The sequence below is a fragment of the Roseococcus sp. SDR genome (genome assembly GCF_019083995.1).
Lineage (GTDB): Bacteria > Pseudomonadota > Alphaproteobacteria > Acetobacterales > Acetobacteraceae > Roseococcus.
Map to the genome: position 1 here is coordinate 251,333 of NZ_JAHRCU010000002.1, position 18,179 is coordinate 269,511.

An 18,179-nucleotide genomic window follows, 5' to 3' on the forward strand; every position below is an offset into this window, starting at 1 on the left:
AACGTCTCCGTTTCGGGCGATGCTGCACGCTGCCCAAACCCGTGGTCAATGACGCCGCGGCCGCGCCAGCAGGGTGAGGCCCACCGCGGCCGGCAGGAGCCAGATCATCCGCGCCTCATAGCGGTTCAGCGGCTTGGAGAGCGCGCCCGTCGCCGCGGCATTGGCCCCGATGGCGACGAGCGCGAAGAGGATGAGGGCGGCGCGCGGAACGTCCCGCGCCCGCGCCGCGCGCCAGAGCAGCCAAGGAGCCAGCAGCAACGCCAGCAGAACCACCGGCACATGCAGGATCAGGAAGGGCGCGGCCGCGTCCGGCAGAAGGCCACGCGCCTGCAGCCCGGCGTCGAAGCGCGCCAGTTCTTCCGGCGGGAAGCCGTGCTCGATCACCTCGCGCGTGCTGAAGAGCGAGGTGGGAACCAGCGTGTCCCCGACACGGAACAGGGTCAGCTGGCGCAACGCATTGCCGATCATGGCCAGCGCCACCTCGCGCGGGTAGGCGGCGAGCGTGGCGCCCACGATCTCCCGCGCTTCTGGCACGGCGCGCAGCCCGCCCAGCTTGCGCAGGCTGCCATCCGCCTCGCTGTTGATCGGACTGATGCCCCAGAGGAAATCCTCCGCATCCATCGGCAGTCGGTCGAGGAAGGCGCAGAGGCGCCAGCCGGGGTCTTCCGGGCAGCGTTCGCGCATCAGGCGCAGCGCCGGACCGTCATCCTGCAGCCGCGCGAGGAGGAAGATCGCGCCATGCGGCGAGGGCGCGAAGCGGCCGAAGGCGGCGGCATTCGCGCTGGCCAGGACGAGCACTGCCAGCAGCGGGGGTGCCGCCACGCGGAGCACGGGGGCCAGGCGGCGCGTCAGCAGCGCGGTCAGTGCCACCAGCGCCAGCGCGGCCGGAAGATGCGCCATATGGCCTGAAATCGCGAGCGCGCCGAACAGGCCAACGGCCCAGACTTCGGCGCGTGAGAGCCTGCCGAAACCCAGCAGGAAGAGGCAAAGCGGGCCGAGCGCCGTCAGCGCATCGGGCATCACCGTCCCCAGGAACCAGGGCGCCGAGGTGAGCGCCGCAAGACCCAAGCAGACCAGCAGATGCGCGGCGGGCGAGGGCGCCTCGCGCAGGCTGCGTTGCGTCAGCCAGACCAGCCAGGAGGCGAGCAGCCCCTGCCCCAGCGCCACGGGCCAGAGTGACCAGGCCCCATGCAGCGCATGGATGGCCGCACCATAGGTGAGCGACTTGTCCCAGGGCGGCACGCCCATCGTCGTCTGGCGGATGTAGGTGAAGCTGTCGACGAAGACGAGCGGATAGAGGTTCAGCGCGGCGGGCCAGATCAGAAGCAGCGCGCCGCCCAGAATGGCGAGAAGAACCCTAGCCAAGAGCCACTTCCGCCTCCCGGACCACCTCCGCCAGCGCGCCCGCCGCGAAGGGCGAGACCAGCCCCGCCCCCTGCGCCAATTGCTGGAAAGGCGCCGAGCCGCCGCGGGCGCAAAGCGCCACATAATCATCCAGCGCGGCCTTCGCATCGTGGCGGGACTTCACCCAGAACTGCATCGCGCAGCAGAGCGCCAGCGTGTAGTCGATGTAGTAGAAGGGGCTGTTGTAGATGTGCTGCTTCGCCTGCCAGCGCCCGCCCTTGGCGGGGTAGGCGAGATCCCCATAATCGGTCCAGGGCATGTAGAGCCGCTCCAGCCGCTGCCAGATGGCGTGGCGCTCGGCCGGCGTGGCATGCGGGTTCGCATGCACCTCATGCTGGAAGTGATCCACGCAGACGCCATAGGGCAGGAAAGCGAGCGAGGAGATCAGGTGCATCCGGCGGAAGCGGTCCGCCGCATCCTCGCCCACCAGCAGTCCCATCTGCGGGTGCGTCAGGAACTCGAGGCCCATCGAGTGGATCTCGGCTGCCTCCATGGTGGGCCAGAGCTGATCGATGCCCGGCAGTTTGCGGCTTTCCCAGCACTGGAAGGCGTGGCCCATCTCATGCGTGAAGACGCCGATATCGTGATGCGTGCCGTTGAAATTGGCGAAGATGAAGGGCACGCCGACGGTCGGGAACGAGGTGCAGAAGCCGCCCCCCGCCTTGCCCGGGCGGTTCTTGAGGTCCAGGAACCCGCCCGCCTGCATGAGCCGGTAGAACTCCGCGAGGCGGGGGTCCATCCGGTCGAACATGGTCTGCGCGGCGGTCACCAACGTGTCGTGGTCGCCGATCGGCGCCGGGTTGCCGGCAGGGTCGATCAGCGCCTCGTCCCAGTAGCGCAGCCGGTCCCAGCCGAAATGCGCGCGGCGGGCTTCCAGCAGCTTGCCCACCAGCGGGACCACATGGCGCAGCACCTCCTCGCGATAACGCGCGACATCGGCGGCGTCGTAATCCACGCGCCGCATGCGGCGATAGGCGAGCGGGATGAAGTTGGGGTCGCCCAGCTTCACCGCCATGCCATGGCGAAGCTTCACCAGGGCATCATAGATCTCATCCAGCTCCGCACCGTTCTTCTCGAAGAAGGCCCAGCGCGCGGCTTCGGCCGCATGGCGCATGGCGCGGTCCGCATGCTCGGCATAGGGAGCGAGCCCGGAGAGGTTCAGCACCTTCCCGTCCAGCTCGATCTTCGCCGAGGCCAGCAGCGCTGTGTAGCGCGCGGAGAGCTTCGCCTCCTCCTCCAGATCCGCCGCGATGGCAGGGTCGAAGGTGGTGATGTCCGTCTCCCACAGGCGCAGCACATGGCCGCCCACCAGCGCCTCGATTCCGGCGCGATCGGGGTCGGCCAGCAGGCGGCGCTTGATCGCCACCTCATGCCCGGTCGCGACGGGCGAGAGCTTGTCGGCGTATTCCCGCGCGGCCTTGGCTTCCTCATTCGTCGTGTCCTGCGCGAAGCGCAGATGCACCAGCGCGGACCAGGTGTCATAGGTGCGGCGCGCCGCATCCCATTGCGCAACGGCCGCCGCGCGATCCCCCGCATCCAGCAGCGCGCTGATGGCGGCGGCCTCGGCCGCGAGGCTCTCCTCGGTCGGCGTGGGGGCCGTGATCCCGTCGAAGCGCATGCTCAGAACTCCGCCATGAGACGGCCGAAGCCGTCCAGCCTGTCCGTGATGCCATTGGCGCGCAGGGCGTGCCACCAGGTGGCCGTGTTGATGGCGATGACGGGCTTGCCCAGCCACATCTCGGCGGCGGCGGCAAGACGCACCATGGAGAGGTTGGTCCCCACCTGCACGATGGCATCCACATCATCGCCATCCAGCTCGCGCAGAACCGGCACCAGCTCGGCCGGCGTCACCTCGGCGATGGCGGTCCAGCGCGGGCATTGCAGGGCGCGGTCGCGCACCGTGGTGTAGCCCATGTCGCCGAAATAGCGGATCACCTCGGCATTCATGCTGGGCCAGTAGGGCGAGAGCACGGAAATGCGCTTCACCCCGCCATAGGCCTGCAAGGCCGCGTGGCAGGAATGCGAGCCGACGCTGACCTTGAGGCCGCTGACCTCCTCCACGCTTTTCACGAAGGCGTCCGCCCCCTTCACGCCGTCGAAGAAGGTGACGGCACTCATGCCCATCACCAGGTAATCCGGCTCGCAGGTCATCACGCTGCGCACGGCGTCCAGCGTGTTCGCGCCGATCAGCTCGGCGCCGGCGCGGAAGGTCTCATTGCTCACCGCGTGCGCGTTGGGCGTGAAGATGCGGCTGTAATGCGAGGTGACGCCCGGCGGGCGCATCATGTCGAAATCGGGCTGCACCACGGTGTTGGTGGAGGGGCCCATCACCCCGAATTTCTTCCGCCAGCCCAGCACATCGCGCATCGGATCATCCTCTTGGTTCCGGGGCGAGTCTTGCCCCGCAGGCCCGCCTGTACAAGACACGCTTGCGGGCGGCGAGGGCGCCGCCTATTGCCGGGGCGAATCCGGAGTTGCCCGCCATGCCCCTCTCGCGCCGCCTTGTCCTGGCCAGCCCGCTGCTGCCCCTCACCGCCCAGGCGCAGGAGGCCTGGCCCATGCGCGGGCCGATCCGCTTCATCGTGCCCGGCCCGGCGGGCGGCGCGGGCGACGTGACCGCGCGGCTCGTGATGGAACGCGTCGCGGCGCGCATCGGCCAGCAGATCGTCATCGAGAACCGGCCCGGCGCGGGCACGAATATCGGCATGACGGTGGTCGCCCGTGCCGCGCCGGATGGCTATGTGCTGGGCCTGGCCAGCATCGCGAGCAATGCGGTGAACCGCACCCTCTATCGCAGCCTGCCCTTCGATCCGGTGGCGGATTTCGCGCCCATCAGCCTGATGGCGGTGGTGCCCAACCTCATGGTCATCCCCCCCGCTCTGCCGGTGACCAATCTGCGGGAGTTCATCGCTTATGCCCGGGCACGGCCGGGGCAGATCAACTTCGGCTCGGTCGGCGCGGGTTCCTCGCAGCATCTGGCGGGCGCCCAATTCGCGCAGGCCACCGGCATCGAGCTGACGCATATCCCCTATAATGCGGGCGGGCAGATGAACACGGACCTCATCGAGAACCGCATCCAGGTGCTGTTCCAATCGGTCAGCGCGGTGGCGGAACTGGCGCGCTCCGGCCGCGTGCGCGCCATCGCCGCGACGGGCACCGAGCGCATTCCCGCCTTCCCCGATGTGCCCACCCTGCGCGAGGGCGGCGTGGACATCGTCTCCACCGGCTGGTTCGGCGTGGTGGCACCCGCCCAGACGCCGGAGCCGATCCTGGAACGGCTGCACCGCGAGACGGTCGCCGCCCTGGCCGAGCCCGATCTGCAGGCGCGCCTCTCGGCCGGGGGCAGCCTGCCCCGCCCCTCGCCCAGCCGTGCCGATTTCGCGCGCTTCATGGCGGAGGAGACGGCGCGCTGGGCGCCGGTGGTCCGCGCCTCGGGCGCCAGCGTGGATTGAATACGGCGCGGACGCGGTCCAGGCTCACCCTTCCCCGACAGGAGCAATGCCATGGCCCGCGTGCGTTCCATCCCTTCCGAAGAATTGCCGCCGGACCTCGCCGCGATCTACGAGGATTTCGCCGGGCAATACGGCCCCTTCCGTAACCAGGTCGCGGTCATCGCGCATGTGCCGGCCGCGCTTCGGCACCTCATGCCGATGCTGATGGAACTCCGCGCGGCGGCGACGCTGCCCAAGCGCTACCTCGAGATCGCCATCGTCGTCGTCTCGCGGCTCAACGAGTGCCATTACTGCGTGGCGCACCACAAACCCTTCCTGGTGGTCGCCGGCGTCTCGCCCGAGGCGGTGGACCGCATCATGGAGGCCGACCTGCCCGCGGAATTCGACGCGGTGGACCGGCTGGTGATCCGCTACGCCAAGGTGGCCTGGGAAACGCCGAACCGCGTGACGCCCGGGCTGCATGCCGAACTGCTGGAGCATTTCACCGAGGCGCAGATCGTGGAGTTGACGCTGCGCATCACCCTCTGCGGCTTCTTCAACCGCTTCAACGACGCCCTCCAGATCGAGGAGGAAGAGGAGGTCCACGCCTGACGATCACGGGCCGATTCAAGGGGTCTGGGGCCCGAGGCCCCAGCCGCCGGAGGCCTTTTTTTGATCTGAACAAGCCTCACAGATTGAACGCCACCCGCCCCGTCTCCGTCACGTCATAGCCCCCCATCCGCCCCGCGCGCTCGGCAAAGAGCGGCGTGCGGGCGAAGGCGAGCAGCGTCTGCATCGCGGGTTCGAAGGCGTCCCGCCGGTGCAGCACCAGGTCGAAGCGCTCGCGCAGGAGGGGGACGAAGCCCAGGCCCGCGCGCATCGCCTCGGCGCGGATGCCGAAGCCCGCATCGGCCGCGCCGCGCAGCACCGCGGCGGCCACCTCATCCTCCGCCAGCGCCGGTTCGGGCAGGAAGGCGACGTCGCGCAGCGCCACGCCGGCATCGCTCAGCAGGCCCACCAGCGCCACATGGCTGCCGGCGCGCGGCTGGCGGCCCATGACGCGGAATCCGGGCCGGGCGAGATCGGCCACGGCGGCAAGGCCCGCCGGGTTGCCGGGCGGCGTGATCAGCCCCTGCTCGCGCCAGGCCCAGATCAGCCCCACCAGCGGCGCGCCCGGCAGGGCGGCGCGCACCGCGGCCTCGTTGAAGCCGCCCTCCTCGTCCCGCAGATGCAGCGCCGCCGCCACCGCGCTGCCGGCGACCAGCGCATCCAGCCCCTCCAGGCTGCCGCCGGCCCGCAGCGCCAGGCCGCAGCCCGATTGGCGGACCGCCCAATCCAGCAGAGGGTCATGGCTGCCGGCCAGGATGGGGGGCGGGGCGGGGCGGCCGCCGGTCTCGGCCTGCGCCACCAGCCAGCGGCGCAGCGCCTCGGCCGGAAACACCCATTTGCCGCCGACCAGCGCCGCCGGCAGGCGCCGGGCACGGGCCAGGTCATAAAGGGCGCGCTCGGAGAGGCGGAGGAAGCCCGCCGCCTCCTTCAGGGTCCAGACATCCATCCGGCAGATATCGGCAAATGACGGCAGATGTTCAATAGCCTTCGCCGTGGACGCCACCGGACGCCGGGCTTACAGCCGCGTCATGCAAGACCTCGGAGCCGCATTCCAGCAGGCGCTGGGCCTGGTCGCCGCGGGCGATGCGGGGCTGTGGGCCATCATTGCCCTCAGCCTGCGCGTCTCGCTGACGGCCACCCTCATCGCCGCCTGCATCGGGCTGCCGCTGGGCGCGTTGCTGGCCGTCGCGCGCTTCCCCGGGCGGCAGGGGCTGCTCGTGGTGCTGAACGCGCTGATGGGCCTGCCGCCCGTCGTCGCCGGCCTCATCATCTACATCCTTCTCTCGCGCTCCGGCCCCTTCGGCGCCCTCGGCCTGCTCTTTACGCCGGCGGCCATGGTCATCGCCCAGGCGGTGCTCATCACGCCCATCCTGGCCGCCCTCACCCGCCAGGTGCTGGAAGCCATGTGGGAGGAATATGCCGAGCAGTTGCGCTCGCTGGGCTCCGGCCCCGGCCGCGCCGTCCGCACCCTGCTCTGGGATGGCCGCTTCGCCCTGCTGACCGTGCTGCTGGCGGGCTTCGGCCGCGCCTCGGCCGAGGTCGGCGCCGTCATGGTCGTGGGCGGCAATATCGAGGGCTTCACCCGCGTGATGACCACCGCCATCGCGCTGGAAACGAGCAAGGGCGACCTCCCGCTGGCACTCGGCCTCGGCATCGTGCTGATGGCGATCGTGCTCGGCGTGAATGCGGCGGCGCAGCTGCTGCGCGAGGCCTCGGCGCGGTGGTCCGGATGAGCGGGCCCGTGCTGCGCGCCGAGGGGCTGGGCTACAGCGTGGGCGAGCGCGCCCTGCTGCAGGGACTCGATTTCGGCATCGCGCCCGGCGCGCCGAGCTTCGTGATCGGCCCCAATGGCTCGGGCAAATCCACGCTGCTCCGACTGCTGCACGGCCTGCTGGCGCCAAGCCAGGGCCGGGTGGTGCAGGCCGGCATCGGGCGGCAGGCCATGGTGTTCCAGAAGCCCGTCCTGCTTCGCCGCAGCGTCACGCAGAACATCGCGCATGCGCTCTCCCTCGCCGGCATCCGGGATGCCGCGCGCATCCCCGCCGCGCTGGAGGAGGTGGGCCTGCCGCATCTCGCCCATCGCCCCGCCCGCCTGCTGTCAGGCGGCGAGCAGCAGCGCGTGGCCCTTGCCCGCGCTCTGGCGCTGCACCCCGACATCCTCTTCCTCGACGAGCCGACCGCGAGCCTCGACCCCGCGGCCACGCGCGCGGTGGAAGCGATCCTCGCCCGCGCCGCCGCGCGCGGGATGAAGATCGTGATGACCACGCATGACCTGCACCAGGCGCGCCGCCTCGCCGGCGAGATCCTGCTGCTGCATCGGGGCCGCCTGATCGAGCAGGCGCCCGCCGAGACCTTCTTCCAATCCCCCGCCAGCGCCGAGGCCCAGGCCTTCCTGCGCGGCGACATCCTGGAGTGAACCGCATGTTCCGCCGTCTTCTCTTCGCCCTCGCGCTGCTCGCCACGCCCGCCCCTCTCCCCGCTGGGGCCCAGGAGCGCGTCATCACCATCAGCAGCACCACCAGCACGGAGCAGTCGGGCCTGTTCGGCCATATCCTGCCCCTGTTCCGCGAGCAGACCGGCATCACCGCGCGCGTCGTGGCGCTGGGCACCGGCCAGGCGCTGGATGTGGGCCGGCGCGGCGATGCCGATGTCGTCTTCGTGCATGACCGCGCGGCGGAGGAGCGCTTCGTGGCCGAGGGCTTCGCCACGCGCCGCCAGCACGTGATGTTCAATGACTTCGTGATCATCGGCCCGGCCAGCGACCCCGCGCGCATCGCGGGCTCGCGCGATGCGGTGGCCGCCATGCGCCGCATCGCCGAGGCGCGCGCGCCCTTCGTCAGCCGCGGCGACCGCAGCGGCACGCATGCGGCGGAGCTGCGCCTCTGGCAGCAGGCGGGCGTCGAGCCCTCCGGCAGCTGGTATCGCGCGGTCGGCCAGGGCATGGGCCCGGCGCTGAACACGGCCGCCGCACAGAACGCCTATATCCTGGCCGATCGCGGCACCTGGCTCTCCTTCCGCAACCGCCAGGATCTGCGCATCCTGACCGAGGGCGATCCGCGCCTGTTCAACCAGTATGGCGTGATGCTGGTGAACCCGGCCCGCCACAGCCATGTGAAGGCCGCCGATGGCCAGGCCTTCGTGGACTGGATCGTCTCGCCCGCCGGCCAGGCCGCCATCGCCAGCTACAAGATCAATGGCGAGCAGCTCTTCTTCCCCAACGCCGCGCAGCCTGAGCCGACCTCGTGAAGCGGCTGATCCTCGCGGCCCTGCTGATGGCGGCCCCCGCCCAGGCCGAGCCGCTGCGCCTCGCCGCCGCCGGCAGCCTGCGCGCGGCCCTCTCCGAGGTCGCCACCGCCTTCGCCGCCCGGCCGGGCGGCGCGCCGGTGACGGAGACCTATGCCCCCTCGGGCCTGCTGCGGCAGCGCATCGCGGGCGGCGAGGGCTTCGACCTCTTCGCCAGCGCGAACATGGCGCACCCGCAGGCGCTGGCCGAGACGCGCGGCATGCCGGTCGTGCTCTTCGCCCGCAACCGGCTTTGCGCCCTGGCGCGGCCGGGCCTGGAGGTGACGCCCGAGACGCTGCTGGCGCGCATGCTGGACCCGGCCATTCGCCTCGGCACCTCCACGCCGCGCGCCGATCCCGCGGGCGACTACGCCTTTGCGCTCTTCGCCCGGGCCGAGGCGCTGCGGCCCGGTGCGCGCGCCGCGCTGGAGGCCAAGGCGCTGACGGTCACGGGCGGGCCGGATTCCGCGCGCCCGCCGGCCGGGCGTGACCTCTACGCCTGGCAGTTCGAGCGCGATGCGGTGGACCTCTTCCTCACCTATTGCACCAATGCCGTGCTGGCGCTGCGCGCCGATCCGCGCCTGCAGCGCATCGAGGTGCCGGAGGCGCTGGCGGTCTTCGCCGATTACGGGATGCTGCTGCTCAGCCCCCGGCCGGAAGCGGCGCGGCTGGCCCTGTTCATTCTCTCCCCCCAGGGCCAGATGATCCTGGACCGGCACGGCTTCGACGCGCCGGGCCTGCCCAAGGAGAGATGATGTTCCGCCGCGCGCTGCTCGCCACCCCCCTCGCCTCGCCAGCATTTGCGAGAGAGGTCCGGGATTCGGTGGGGCGCAGCGCGCGCATGCCCGAGAAGGTGAGCCGCGTGCTGGCGGCCGGCCCGCCCGCCGCCATCCTGCTCTACACGCTGGCGCCGGAGCTGCTCGCCGGCTGGCCCGCCCGCCCGCCGAGCCGGCTGGAGGCCAGCTTCCTGACCGAGGGGGCCGCAGCCCTGCCCGAGACGGGGCGCCTGACGGGCCGCGACAACACCGCCAATATCGAGGCGGTGCTGCGCCATCGCCCGGACCTCGTGCTGGATTACGGCAGCGTGGCGCCGAGCTTCGTCAGCCTCGCCCATCGCGTGCAGGAGCAGACGGGCATCCCGACGCTGCTGCTGGACGGCGCGCTGGCGCGCATCCCCGAGACCTATCGCGTCCTGGGCGAGATCCTGGGCCGCCGCAAGGATGCCGATCTGCGCGCCGAGGCGGCGGGGCGCATCCTGGCCGAGGCGGAGGCGCATGCCGCGCGCCTCGGCCAGCGCGGGCGGCCGCGCGTGCTCTATGTGCGCGGGCCGCGCGGGCTGGAGACGGGGCTCGCGGGCTCCATCAACACCGAGATCATCGAATTCGCCGGCGCGCTGAATGTGGCCGGCCGCGCGCTGGGGCCGGGTGGCCTCACGCAGATCAGCCTGGAGCAGGTGCTGGCCTGGAACCCGGACTGGGTCATCGCCATCCATCCCGATTTCCCGGCCCATGCGCGGCAGGACCCGCTCTGGCGCGCGCTGCCGGCGGTGCGGGCCAATCGGCTGGTCCTCGCGCCCGGCCTGCCCTTCGGCTGGGTGGATTTCCCGCCTGCGGTGAACCGGCTGCTGGGGCTGATCTGGCTGCCCGTGCTGTTCGGCTTGGTACCGGCTGAAACGCTGCCCGAGCGCGTGAGTGACTTCCACGCGCTGTTCTACCATCGCCGGCCCGAGCCGCAGCAGATCGCGGCGCTGCTGCGCCCGGCCCTGCCGGGTTGATGCGCGGCACGCTCGCCTGGGGGCTGGCGCTGGCGGCGCTGGCGGGTGCCGTGCTGCTGGCGCTCGCCTTCGGGCGCTTTCCCATCCCGCCCTCGCAGCTTGTGCCCATCCTGCTGGGGCAGGAGGAAGGGCCGGCCGCCATCGTCTTCTGGAACATCCGCGCGCCGCGCGTGGCGGCCGCGATCCTGGTGGGTGCCGCGTTGGCCGGCGCGGGGGCGGCCTTCCAGGGCATGTTCCGCAACCCGCTGGCCTCGCCCGATCTGCTGGGCGTCTCGGCCGGGGCCTCGCTGGGGGCGGTGCTCGGCATCTTCCTCGGCCTGCCGGTGGCGGCGATCCAGGGCCTCGCCTTCGCGGGCGGTGTGGCCGCCGTGGCGGGCGTCGCGGGCCTGGCCGCGCTGGTGCGCGGGCGGGGCGATCCGGCGCTGCTGCTCATCCTCGCCGGCATCGCGCTGGGGGCGCTGATGGGGGCGGCGATCAGCCTGCTGAAGATCCTGGCCGACCCCTACAACCAATTGCCCGCCATCACCTTCTGGCTGCTCGGCTCGCTGAACGCGGTGACGCGCGGCGATGTGCTGGCGGCGGCGATCCCGGCGGCCCTCGGCCTCGCCATCCTCTTCCTGCTGCGCTGGCGGCTGAACCTGCTGACGCTGGGCGAGGATGAGGCCCGGGCGCTGGGCGCCAATACCGCGCTGCTGCGCGGCGCGGCGGTGGCCGGCGCCACGCTGGCGACGGCGGCCGTTACGGCACTGGCGGGGGCCGTGGGCTGGATCGGCCTTGTTGTCCCCCACATGGCGCGGCTGCTCGGCGGGCCTGATTTGCGGCGCCTGATCCCGCTTTCCATGCTGCTGGGCGCGGCCTTCCTGCTGGCGGTGGACACGGCCGCGCGCAATCTGGGCCGCACCGAATTGCCGCTGGGCGTGCTGACCGCGCTGCTCGGCACGCCGCTGTTTCTCTGGCTGCTGGCGCGGGGCCGGCATGCTTGAGGCGCGCGACCTGGCCGTGGGACATGGGCGCCGCAAGGTGCTCTCCGGGCTCAACCTGCATCTGCGCGCGGGCGAGCTGCTCTGCCTGCTCGGCCCCAATGGCGGCGGCAAGACGACGCTGTTGCGCACGCTGCTGGGCCTGATCCCGCCGCTCGGCGGCACGGTGCTGCTGGAGGGTCAGCCCCTGACGCGGCTCTCCCGCCGCGCGGTGGCGCAGCGCCTCGCCTATGTGCCGCAGGCGGCGCAGGGCGGCTTCGCCTATCCGGCGCGGGCGGTGGTGGCGATGGGCCGCGCCGCGCATCTCGGCCTTTTCGCCGCCCCCGGCGCGGCCGACCACGCGGCGGCTGAGGCCGCGCTCGATCGCCTCTCCATCGCGCATCTGGCCGACCGGCCGGTCACGGAGCTTTCCGGCGGCGAGCGGCAATTGGTGCTGGTCGCGCGCGCCCTGGCGCAGGGCGGCCGCGCGATCATCCTGGACGAGCCCACGGCGAGCCTCGATTTCGGCAACCAGGCGCTGGTGCTGCGCGAGGTGCGGGCGCTGGCCCGGCGCGATGGCCTGGCCGTGCTGATGACGACGCATCAGCCCGACCACGCGCTGCTGCTGGCCGATGCGGTGATGCTGGTGGCGCAGGGCGGCGCACAGGGCCCGGCACCGCCCGAGGCGCTGATCACGCCCGAGACGCTGCGCGCCGCCTATGGCGTGGAGGCGGCGATCGGCACGCTCGGCGCGCGGCGGGTTGTGGCGCCGCTGATCTGAGCATGATCCGCTTCGGTGTCTCCACCGAAGCGTTGAATCATCCTCACAGATCAGCTCTTGCGCACGTTCCAGAAGAGCGGCGCGCCCTGCACGATCCCCGACACGTTCCGGCGATGCGCGGTGGCCAGGAAATACTGGCCGAGCGGGATCATCGGCACATCCTGCATGGCCTGCGCCTGGATGCGCCGCGCGATGGCCTGCTGGGCGGCCAGGTCCGGCGCGTCGAACCACGCGTTGCGCAGGTTTTCCAGTTCGGGCGAATCAGGCCAGCCGATCCAGCCATTCGTGCCATTGCCGCGCAGCCCGAGATGCCCGGCCGGCGAGGCGAAATCCTGCCCGCCGCCGAAGGTGAAGAAGGCGGACCAGCCGCCACGCTCCACCGGCTCGCGCGAGGTGCGGCGGGAGAGCACCGTGCCCCAGTCGAGCGCCTGGTAATCGAGGTTCATGCCGATGCGGCGGAAGAGATCACCGCCGACCTCCGACATTGCTCTCAGGAACGGCAAGTCCGTGGGCACGATCAGCACCATCCGCTGCCCGTTATAGCCCGCCGCCGCCAGCTCGCGCCGCACCCGGTCGAGATCGCGCGGGGAGGTGAGTGCGCCCATCGCCTCGTCATTGGCGAGCGGCGTACCCGGCGTGAAGACGCCCACATTGCCGCGCCAGAGATCGGGGTTGTTGCCGACGATGGCCTGCATGAAGTCCGGCTGGTTGATGGCGCCCAGGATCGCGCGGCGGATGGCCGGATTGTTGAAAGGCGGCTGCAGATGGTTGAAGCGCAGGAAGCCCACCCAGCCCGAGGTCTCAAGCGTGCCGATCTCGATATTGCGGTTGCGGCGGAGCGTCGGCAGCAGGTCCGTCACCGCCTGTTCCCACCAATCCACCTCGCCCGCCTGGAGCGCGGCCGAGGCCGTCGCCGCATCGGGCATCACCACCCATTCGACGCGGTCCAGGTTCGCCACCTTGCCGCCGGCGGTGAAGCTGGGCGCGCCCTCGCGCGGCACATAGTTCTCGAAGCGGGCATAGACGGTGCGGGCGCCGGCCACGCGCTCACCCGGCACGAAGCGATAGGGGCCGGAGCCCACGATCTCGCTCACCTGCGTGCCGGGATCGGTGCGGGCCAGGCGCTCGGGCATGATGAAGGGGACGGTGACGGTGGTCTTGCCGAGGGCCGCGGGCAGCAGCGGAAAGGGCTTCTTCAGGCGGAAGCGCAGGCGGCGGTCATCGAGGGCGGTGAGTTCATCCGTCGCCGCGAAGAGCGCCTGGCCGAAGGCATCCCTGGCACCCCAGCGGCGCAGGCTCGCCACCGCATCCGCCGCGCGCACCGGCTCGCCATCATGGAAGCGCAGGCCGGGGCGCAGCGTGATGGTCCAGGTGAGGCCGCCATCCTCGACCACATGGCCCTCGGCCATCTGCGGTTGCGGCGCGAAATTGGCGTCGGTGCCGTAGAGCGTGTCATAGACCAGATAGGCGTGGTTGCGGCTGACGAAGGCGGTGGACCAGAGCGGATCTAGAACCGTCACATCCGATTGCGGCACGAAGCGCAGCGTGCGCGCGCCCTGGGCCGCGACCATGGCGGGGGCGGCGAGCGCCAGAGGGGCGGCCAAAGGGGCGGCTAGCAGGCTGCGGCGGGGCAATGTCGTCATGCGGCGGGCTCCGGTGGGGACACCCCCATCCTGGGTAAGCGGCGTGGCTGGAGCAAGACATCCTTGAAGGGCGGATGATCACGCGCGCGGCTGGCTGATCCGCGAGAGGGAGTTTTGCTTGACATGGCATATATGTTCCCCTTATGTTCCCGCCATCCAGGGAGACATGCGTCGTTTGATCCCGCGTCGGGCCTCTCGTCTGCTCCTCGGTGCTTGTCTGCTCTGCGTGGGGCTGCTCGGCCTTCGCGAAGCGCTCCGCCCGCCGACGCGATGGAGCGGGCAAGACGTCGAGCTTCGCATCCGGTTTGAGACGTTCAGCAACAGACCTCTCATGATCGAGGGCGTTTACTTGAACGCTCAGCCCATCGCCCTCGATCGCTCCAGTGCCTCAGTCTCACACCACGGTGCCGTGCGCTTCCGCTCGATGGGGCAGGCGACGGTGGCGCTTGGCCTCCGGTTGCGGTTCGACGGTGATGATACGACCCATGAGCTGGAGAGGACCCTCATGCCGTCGCTTGGCAGCGCCTGTGTCGTCAACGTCATGACATCGGTCACCGGGTTCGAGATGTCGGATTGCGACGCGCCAGGCGATTCCACGTCCGATTGAAGCGACTGCGGTCGCGCTCTCCCTGTGTTTCCCGTTCCGTTATTCTGAACGCTGAGGAGCAACCCTCATGTCTTCGATTCCCGATATCGTCCAAGCGGGTCAATTGATCCGTGAGGTTCATCAATTCGCAAAAGCAGCCGCCATTGCGTCTCGCTTGCCTGGTTACGAATCTGGCCCCGGCGATGCGTTCCGTCACATGGTCGGTGCAGCGGAACTGACGCGCCGGATTGGCGCGCTGACCTCACCCCGGCAGGATCAGCGCCCGCGCCCGCACCAGCGCCGTGATAGCCGCCTCCTCCAGCCCCGCCTCGCGCAGCACCTCCCGCCCATGCTCGCCCAGGCGTGGCGTCGGGCGGCGCGGAATTTCGCCATGCGCGGAGAAGCGCACGGGGGCGGCCATGCGGGTGAGCCTCCCCTCGCTTGGATGCGCCTCCGGCTGGAAGAAGCCGCGCGCGTTGAGGTGCGGGTCGGCGCGGAGCGCGGGCAGGTCATGCACCGGGGCGCAGGGCAGGTCCGCCGCTTCCAGAAGTGCCAACCATTCCGCCGTGCCGCGCGTGGCGAAGATGCTGGCAAGCTCGGCATAGAGTTCGTCGATATGCCGCAGCCGCGTGGTGTGATCCTTGAGACGCGGGTCCTGCGTCATGCGCTCGGGCGTGCCGATGGCGGCGAAGAAGCGCTCCCATTGCGCCTGGTTGTAGATCATCACGCCGATGAAGCCGTCCTGCGTCGCATAGGGCTTGCGGTCGGGGCTGATGAGGCGGGCATAGCCGCCCTGGTCGGTCGGCGGTTCGAAGCCAAGGCCACCCATATGGTCGCCCAGCACCATGCTCGCCATCACCTCGAACATCGGCACCTCCACCTCCTGGCCGAGGCCGGTGCGGCTGCGCTCCAAGAGCGCGGCCAGGATGCCGGAGAGCGCGTGCATGCCGCCCACGCGGTCGGCCAGCGCGAAGGGCGCGTAGCGGGGCGCGGCGCCGCCTTGCGCCAAGGCCAGATGCGCCAGGCCGCCAATGCCCTGGATCAGGTCGTCATAGGCGGGCTTCTCGGCATAGGGCCCGTCCTGCCCGAAGCCCACCAAGGCGCAGAAGACGAGGCGCGGATCGGCGGCGCGCAGCGTCGCGGAATCGAGGCCCAGGCGCTGCAGCGCGCGCGGGCGGATGTTGCTCACCACCACGTCGCAGGTGCGGGCCACGGCCAGCGCCGCCTCCCGCGCGGCGGGCTGCTTCAGGTCCAGGCAGAGGCCGCGCTTGCCGCGGTTGAGCGTGAGGAAGATGGCGCCCATGCCGGGATTGCGCGCGGGCTCGGTGTGGCGCGTCACATCGCCCTCGGGGGCTTCGAGCTTGATGACCTCGGCGCCCATCTCGGCCAGGAGCTGCGTGGCATAGGGGCCGAAGAGCACCGTCGTCATGTCGAGCACGCGGATGCCCGCGAGTGGTCCGGCGCCCATTTCATCCTCCCTGGATTGCGGGGGTGAGGCTAGCCAAGCGGCGCGGCTTGGGCGAGCCTGCCGGCCAAACGGGAGACCCAAGTTGCAAAGATTCCGCATCGGCTATGTCGGCTTCGTGCCCCACCCCAATTTCCTCGCGACCGCGGCGCAGGACCCGGCGCTGGAGATCGTCCATATCCCGCTCGAGGCCAGCACCGGCGAGCAGATCCAGGCGCTTTCCTCCTGCCATGGCTATTACGTCATGGCGGCGCGCGATGAGCTGCCCCTGCCGCTGCATGTCCATGCCGAGCTGCTGGGCAAGCTGCCCAACCTGCTGATGGCGGCGAGCTATGGCGCGGGCTACGACCCCTGCAACCCGGAGGCCTGCACCGATGCCGGCGTGCTGCTGGTGAATCAGGCCGGCGGCAATGCGGAGGGTGTGGCGGAACACGCCGTCGGCATGATGCTGGCCTGCCTCAAGCGCATGCCGGAGGCCCAGGCCTCGATGATCGCGGGCACGGCGCGCAACCGCGCCACGCTGTTGGGGCGCGAGCTGCGCGGCAAGGTGGTCGGCCTCGTCGGCTTCGGTCATGTCGGCCGGCGCGTGGCGGAGATCGTGAAGGCCGCCTTCGGCAATCGCGTCCTGGTCAGCGACCCCTATCTGGATGCGGCGACCATCGCGGCCCATGGCGGTGAGAAGGTGGATTTCGCGACCCTGCTGGCGCAGTCCGACGTGGTCAGCATCCATTGCCCGCTGACGCCAGAGACGCGCGGCATGATCAACGCCGCCGCCTATGCCGCAATGAAGAAGGGCGTGATCTTCGTCACCACCGCGCGCGGCTCCATCCATGACGAGGCCGCGCTGTTCGAGGCGCTGGAATCCGGCCAGGTGGCGAGTGCGGGCCTCGACGTGTGGGAGGTGGAACCGCCGCCGGTGGACCACCCGCTGCTGCATCACCGCGCCGTCATCGCCAGCCAGCACACGGCGGGTGTCACGGAGGAGAGCCGCGCGAACATCACGAAGATCGCGGCCCTCGCCTTCTCGGAACTGGCGGCGGGGCGCATGCCGCCGCGCATCGTGAACCCGGAGGTGAAGCCGCGCTTCATCGCGCGCTACACCGCCGCCTTCGGCAAGCCGCCCGTCGGGTGATCAGAAGGCGGGCGCGAGGCCGAGGCCGGGCCCTTCAGGCACAGTCATGAAGCCCTCGCGCACCGCCAGAGCCTGGCCATAGGGGGGCGTTGCGAGGTCAGCATAGTAGACCTCGATCGGTGCCTCCTGCGCCTGCGCGGCCAGCACATGCAGCGTGGCCAGCAGGCCCGGGCCGAAATAGGGCGAGTGCGGCACCAGCGTGACCCCCGCCGCGCATGCGAGCCGCGCCACCTCCATCAGCCCGGTGACGCCACCGATCTTGGTGACGCTGGGCTGCGCCACATCCAGCGCGCCGGCCGCAAACAGCGCGGCGAAATCCGCGGGGCTGCCGGCATTCTCGCCGCCCGCGACGGCCACACCCGCCGCGGCGCGCACGCGGGCGATGGCGGGCGCGTCCTCGGGCGGCCAGATGGGCTCCTCCACCCAACGCACATTCATCCCTGCGACAGCGTGGCAGAAGGCGATGGCCTCGGCTTCGGTGGTCCAGGCGCAGTTGATGTCGAGCATGAGGGGGATTTCGGACGGCGCCGCGTCGCGCGCCGCGCGGATGCAGGCGAGGTCCACCTCATGCAGCTTGATCTCGCGATAACCCTCCGCCACCGCGGCCGCCGTGTTGCGGGCGACGTCTTCGGGAACGCCGTAACGCAGCAGGCTGGCATAGGCCGGCACGCGCCTGCGGCCCGCGCCGCCCAGCAGCGCATGCAAGGGCTGGCCCGCCCGCTGCGCCGCCAGGTCCCAGAGCGCGATGTCCAGCCCCGAGATCGCGAAGGTGACCGGGCCATTGCGGCCGAAATTGTGGAAGCGTCGCGCCAGCATGCGCGTCAGCCCGGCGATGTCCGTCGCGTCCTGGCCCAGGCAGGCGGGGGCAAGCAGGCGGTCCAGCGCATCCTTCGTGGTTTCGACCAGGTTGAAGCCGAAGCCCTCGCCCCAGCCCACGCGGCCATCCTCGGTCTCCACGCGGAGGATGAGCGTGTCCATGTCCTTGAGATGGAGATTGCCACCCACGCCCGCGCTGCCGGCGCCATAGGTGAAGCTGCTGCGCTGGATGCGGCTTTCGATGCCGGTGATCTTCATGGCGTGTCCCTTCCCGGCGCCGATGCTGGCACCGGGAGG

The 18,179-nt window shown here is 70.9% G+C and carries 18 protein-coding genes; 11 read left to right on the forward strand and 7 right to left on the reverse strand.

The features are described from left to right. Positions 1-45 precede the first annotated feature (45 nt). From KTR66_RS03330 to KTR66_RS03340, 3 genes are read right to left on the reverse strand one after another with little or no spacing between them, the layout of a single operon-like run. Positions 46-1,365, reverse strand: coding sequence for a hypothetical protein (locus KTR66_RS03330; RefSeq protein WP_249731808.1), 1,320 nt, complete (start codon positions 1,363-1,365; stop codon positions 46-48). Next, positions 1,358-3,022 carry a M3 family oligoendopeptidase gene (locus KTR66_RS03335; protein WP_213610395.1) on the reverse strand — a complete coding sequence of 555 codons (1,665 nt, stop codon included), beginning with the start codon at positions 3,020-3,022 and terminating at the stop codon, positions 1,358-1,360. Before KTR66_RS03335 ends, KTR66_RS03330 begins: the two co-directional genes overlap by 8 nt. Positions 3,023-3,024: 2 nt before the next feature. Next, positions 3,025-3,771 carry an arylmalonate decarboxylase gene (locus KTR66_RS03340; protein WP_213610397.1) on the reverse strand — a complete coding sequence of 249 codons (747 nt, stop codon included), beginning with the start codon at positions 3,769-3,771 and terminating at the stop codon, positions 3,025-3,027. A 116-nt stretch (positions 3,772-3,887) separates the two neighbouring features. Between KTR66_RS03340 and KTR66_RS03345 the strand changes: the two genes are divergently transcribed. Both KTR66_RS03345 and KTR66_RS03350 read left to right on the forward strand, forming a co-directional pair. Next, a complete protein-coding gene (locus KTR66_RS03345; RefSeq protein ID WP_213610399.1) occupies positions 3,888-4,856 on the forward strand; it encodes a tripartite tricarboxylate transporter substrate binding protein in 969 nt (322 codons plus the stop codon). Between the two features lie 51 nt (positions 4,857-4,907). Then, positions 4,908-5,447, forward strand: coding sequence for a carboxymuconolactone decarboxylase family protein (locus KTR66_RS03350; protein WP_213610401.1), 540 nt, complete (start codon positions 4,908-4,910; stop codon positions 5,445-5,447). 76 nt (positions 5,448-5,523) lie between these two features. Here the strand turns inward: KTR66_RS03350 and KTR66_RS03355 are convergent, their stop codons facing one another. Beyond that, entirely contained in the window at positions 5,524-6,390 is an 867-nt protein-coding gene (locus tag KTR66_RS03355) for a helix-turn-helix transcriptional regulator (protein WP_213610403.1), read from the reverse strand. Positions 6,391-6,472: 82 nt separating this feature from the next. Between KTR66_RS03355 and KTR66_RS03360 the strand changes: the two genes are divergently transcribed. The 7 genes from KTR66_RS03360 (at position 6,473) to KTR66_RS03390 (ending at position 12,240) form a co-directional block, all read left to right on the forward strand. Beyond that, on the forward strand, positions 6,473-7,177 hold the full coding sequence (locus tag KTR66_RS03360) for an ABC transporter permease (protein WP_213610405.1): 705 nt from the start codon (positions 6,473-6,475) through the stop codon (positions 7,175-7,177). Next, positions 7,174-7,860: an ATP-binding cassette domain-containing protein gene (locus KTR66_RS03365; protein ID WP_213610407.1), complete on the forward strand. Its 687-nt coding sequence runs from the start codon at positions 7,174-7,176 to the stop codon at positions 7,858-7,860. The genes KTR66_RS03360 and KTR66_RS03365 overlap by 4 nt, the downstream gene beginning before the upstream one ends. A gap of 5 nt (positions 7,861-7,865) precedes the next feature. After that, positions 7,866-8,690, forward strand: coding sequence for a substrate-binding domain-containing protein (locus KTR66_RS03370; RefSeq protein ID WP_213610409.1), 825 nt, complete (start codon positions 7,866-7,868; stop codon positions 8,688-8,690). Next, entirely contained in the window at positions 8,687-9,481 is a 795-nt protein-coding gene (locus KTR66_RS03375; RefSeq protein WP_371819000.1) for a molybdate ABC transporter substrate-binding protein, read from the forward strand. The genes KTR66_RS03370 and KTR66_RS03375 overlap by 4 nt, the downstream gene beginning before the upstream one ends. 86 nt (positions 9,482-9,567) lie before the next feature. Further along, positions 9,568-10,500: an ABC transporter substrate-binding protein gene (locus KTR66_RS03380; RefSeq protein WP_249731809.1), complete on the forward strand. Its 933-nt coding sequence runs from the start codon at positions 9,568-9,570 to the stop codon at positions 10,498-10,500. Beyond that, positions 10,500-11,483 (forward strand): iron ABC transporter permease, encoded by a 984-nt coding sequence (locus KTR66_RS03385; protein ID WP_213610413.1) that lies wholly within the window; start codon positions 10,500-10,502, stop codon positions 11,481-11,483. The genes KTR66_RS03380 and KTR66_RS03385 overlap by 1 nt, the downstream gene beginning before the upstream one ends. After that, positions 11,476-12,240, forward strand: coding sequence for an ABC transporter ATP-binding protein (locus tag KTR66_RS03390; protein ID WP_213610415.1), 765 nt, complete (start codon positions 11,476-11,478; stop codon positions 12,238-12,240). The genes KTR66_RS03385 and KTR66_RS03390 overlap by 8 nt, the downstream gene beginning before the upstream one ends. Before the next feature lie 50 nt (positions 12,241-12,290). Here KTR66_RS03390 and KTR66_RS03395 read toward each other — a convergent pair whose 3' ends face one another. After that, on the reverse strand, positions 12,291-13,874 hold the full coding sequence (locus KTR66_RS03395) for an ABC transporter substrate-binding protein (RefSeq protein ID WP_371819014.1): 1,584 nt from the start codon (positions 13,872-13,874) through the stop codon (positions 12,291-12,293). Between the two features lie 175 nt (positions 13,875-14,049). On the opposite strand from KTR66_RS03395, the gene KTR66_RS03400 reads away from it, so the two are divergent. Then, positions 14,050-14,490 (forward strand): hypothetical protein, encoded by a 441-nt coding sequence (locus tag KTR66_RS03400; protein WP_213610419.1) that lies wholly within the window; start codon positions 14,050-14,052, stop codon positions 14,488-14,490. Positions 14,491-14,731: 241 nt separating this feature from the next. Here the strand turns inward: KTR66_RS03400 and KTR66_RS03405 are convergent, their stop codons facing one another. Then, positions 14,732-15,937: a CaiB/BaiF CoA-transferase family protein gene (locus KTR66_RS03405; RefSeq protein WP_213610421.1), complete on the reverse strand. Its 1,206-nt coding sequence runs from the start codon at positions 15,935-15,937 to the stop codon at positions 14,732-14,734. Between the two features lie 82 nt (positions 15,938-16,019). Here KTR66_RS03405 and KTR66_RS03410 point away from each other — a divergent pair, with 82 nt between their 5' ends. After that, entirely contained in the window at positions 16,020-17,066 is a 1,047-nt protein-coding gene (locus KTR66_RS03410; protein WP_213610423.1) for an NAD(P)-dependent oxidoreductase, read from the forward strand. Here the strand turns inward: KTR66_RS03410 and KTR66_RS03415 are convergent, their stop codons facing one another. Beyond that, positions 17,067-18,140, reverse strand: a complete 1,074-nt coding sequence (locus KTR66_RS03415; RefSeq protein ID WP_213610425.1) for a mandelate racemase/muconate lactonizing enzyme family protein — start codon at positions 18,138-18,140, stop codon at positions 17,067-17,069. Positions 18,141-18,179: the final 39 nt, after the last annotated feature.

Excerpts from the sequence above, each read along its gene's own strand:
- KTR66_RS03340 (WP_213610397.1), bottom strand. The coding sequence starts at position 3,771 with ATGCGCGATGTGCTGGGCTGGCGGAAGAAATTCGGGGTGATGGGCCCC.
- KTR66_RS03335 (WP_213610395.1), bottom strand. The coding sequence starts at position 3,022 with ATGCGCTTCGACGGGATCACGGCCCCCACGCCGACCGAGGAGAGCCTC.
- KTR66_RS03385 (WP_213610413.1), top strand. The coding sequence starts at position 10,500 with ATGCGCGGCACGCTCGCCTGGGGGCTGGCGCTGGCGGCGCTGGCGGGT.
- KTR66_RS03405 (WP_213610421.1), bottom strand. The coding sequence starts at position 15,937 with ATGGGCGCCGGACCACTCGCGGGCATCCGCGTGCTCGACATGACGACG.
- KTR66_RS03380 (WP_249731809.1), top strand. The coding sequence starts at position 9,568 with ATGCCCGAGAAGGTGAGCCGCGTGCTGGCGGCCGGCCCGCCCGCCGCC.
- KTR66_RS03415 (WP_213610425.1), bottom strand. The coding sequence starts at position 18,140 with ATGAAGATCACCGGCATCGAAAGCCGCATCCAGCGCAGCAGCTTCACC.
- KTR66_RS03390 (WP_213610415.1), top strand. The coding sequence starts at position 11,476 with ATGCTTGAGGCGCGCGACCTGGCCGTGGGACATGGGCGCCGCAAGGTG.
- KTR66_RS03360 (WP_213610405.1), top strand. The coding sequence starts at position 6,473 with ATGCAAGACCTCGGAGCCGCATTCCAGCAGGCGCTGGGCCTGGTCGCC.
- KTR66_RS03355 (WP_213610403.1), bottom strand. The coding sequence starts at position 6,390 with ATGGATGTCTGGACCCTGAAGGAGGCGGCGGGCTTCCTCCGCCTCTCC.
- KTR66_RS03350 (WP_213610401.1), top strand. The coding sequence starts at position 4,908 with ATGGCCCGCGTGCGTTCCATCCCTTCCGAAGAATTGCCGCCGGACCTC.
- KTR66_RS03345 (WP_213610399.1), top strand. The coding sequence starts at position 3,888 with ATGCCCCTCTCGCGCCGCCTTGTCCTGGCCAGCCCGCTGCTGCCCCTC.
- KTR66_RS03400 (WP_213610419.1), top strand. The coding sequence starts at position 14,050 with ATGCGTCGTTTGATCCCGCGTCGGGCCTCTCGTCTGCTCCTCGGTGCT.
- KTR66_RS03370 (WP_213610409.1), top strand. The coding sequence starts at position 7,866 with ATGTTCCGCCGTCTTCTCTTCGCCCTCGCGCTGCTCGCCACGCCCGCC.
- KTR66_RS03365 (WP_213610407.1), top strand. The coding sequence starts at position 7,174 with ATGAGCGGGCCCGTGCTGCGCGCCGAGGGGCTGGGCTACAGCGTGGGC.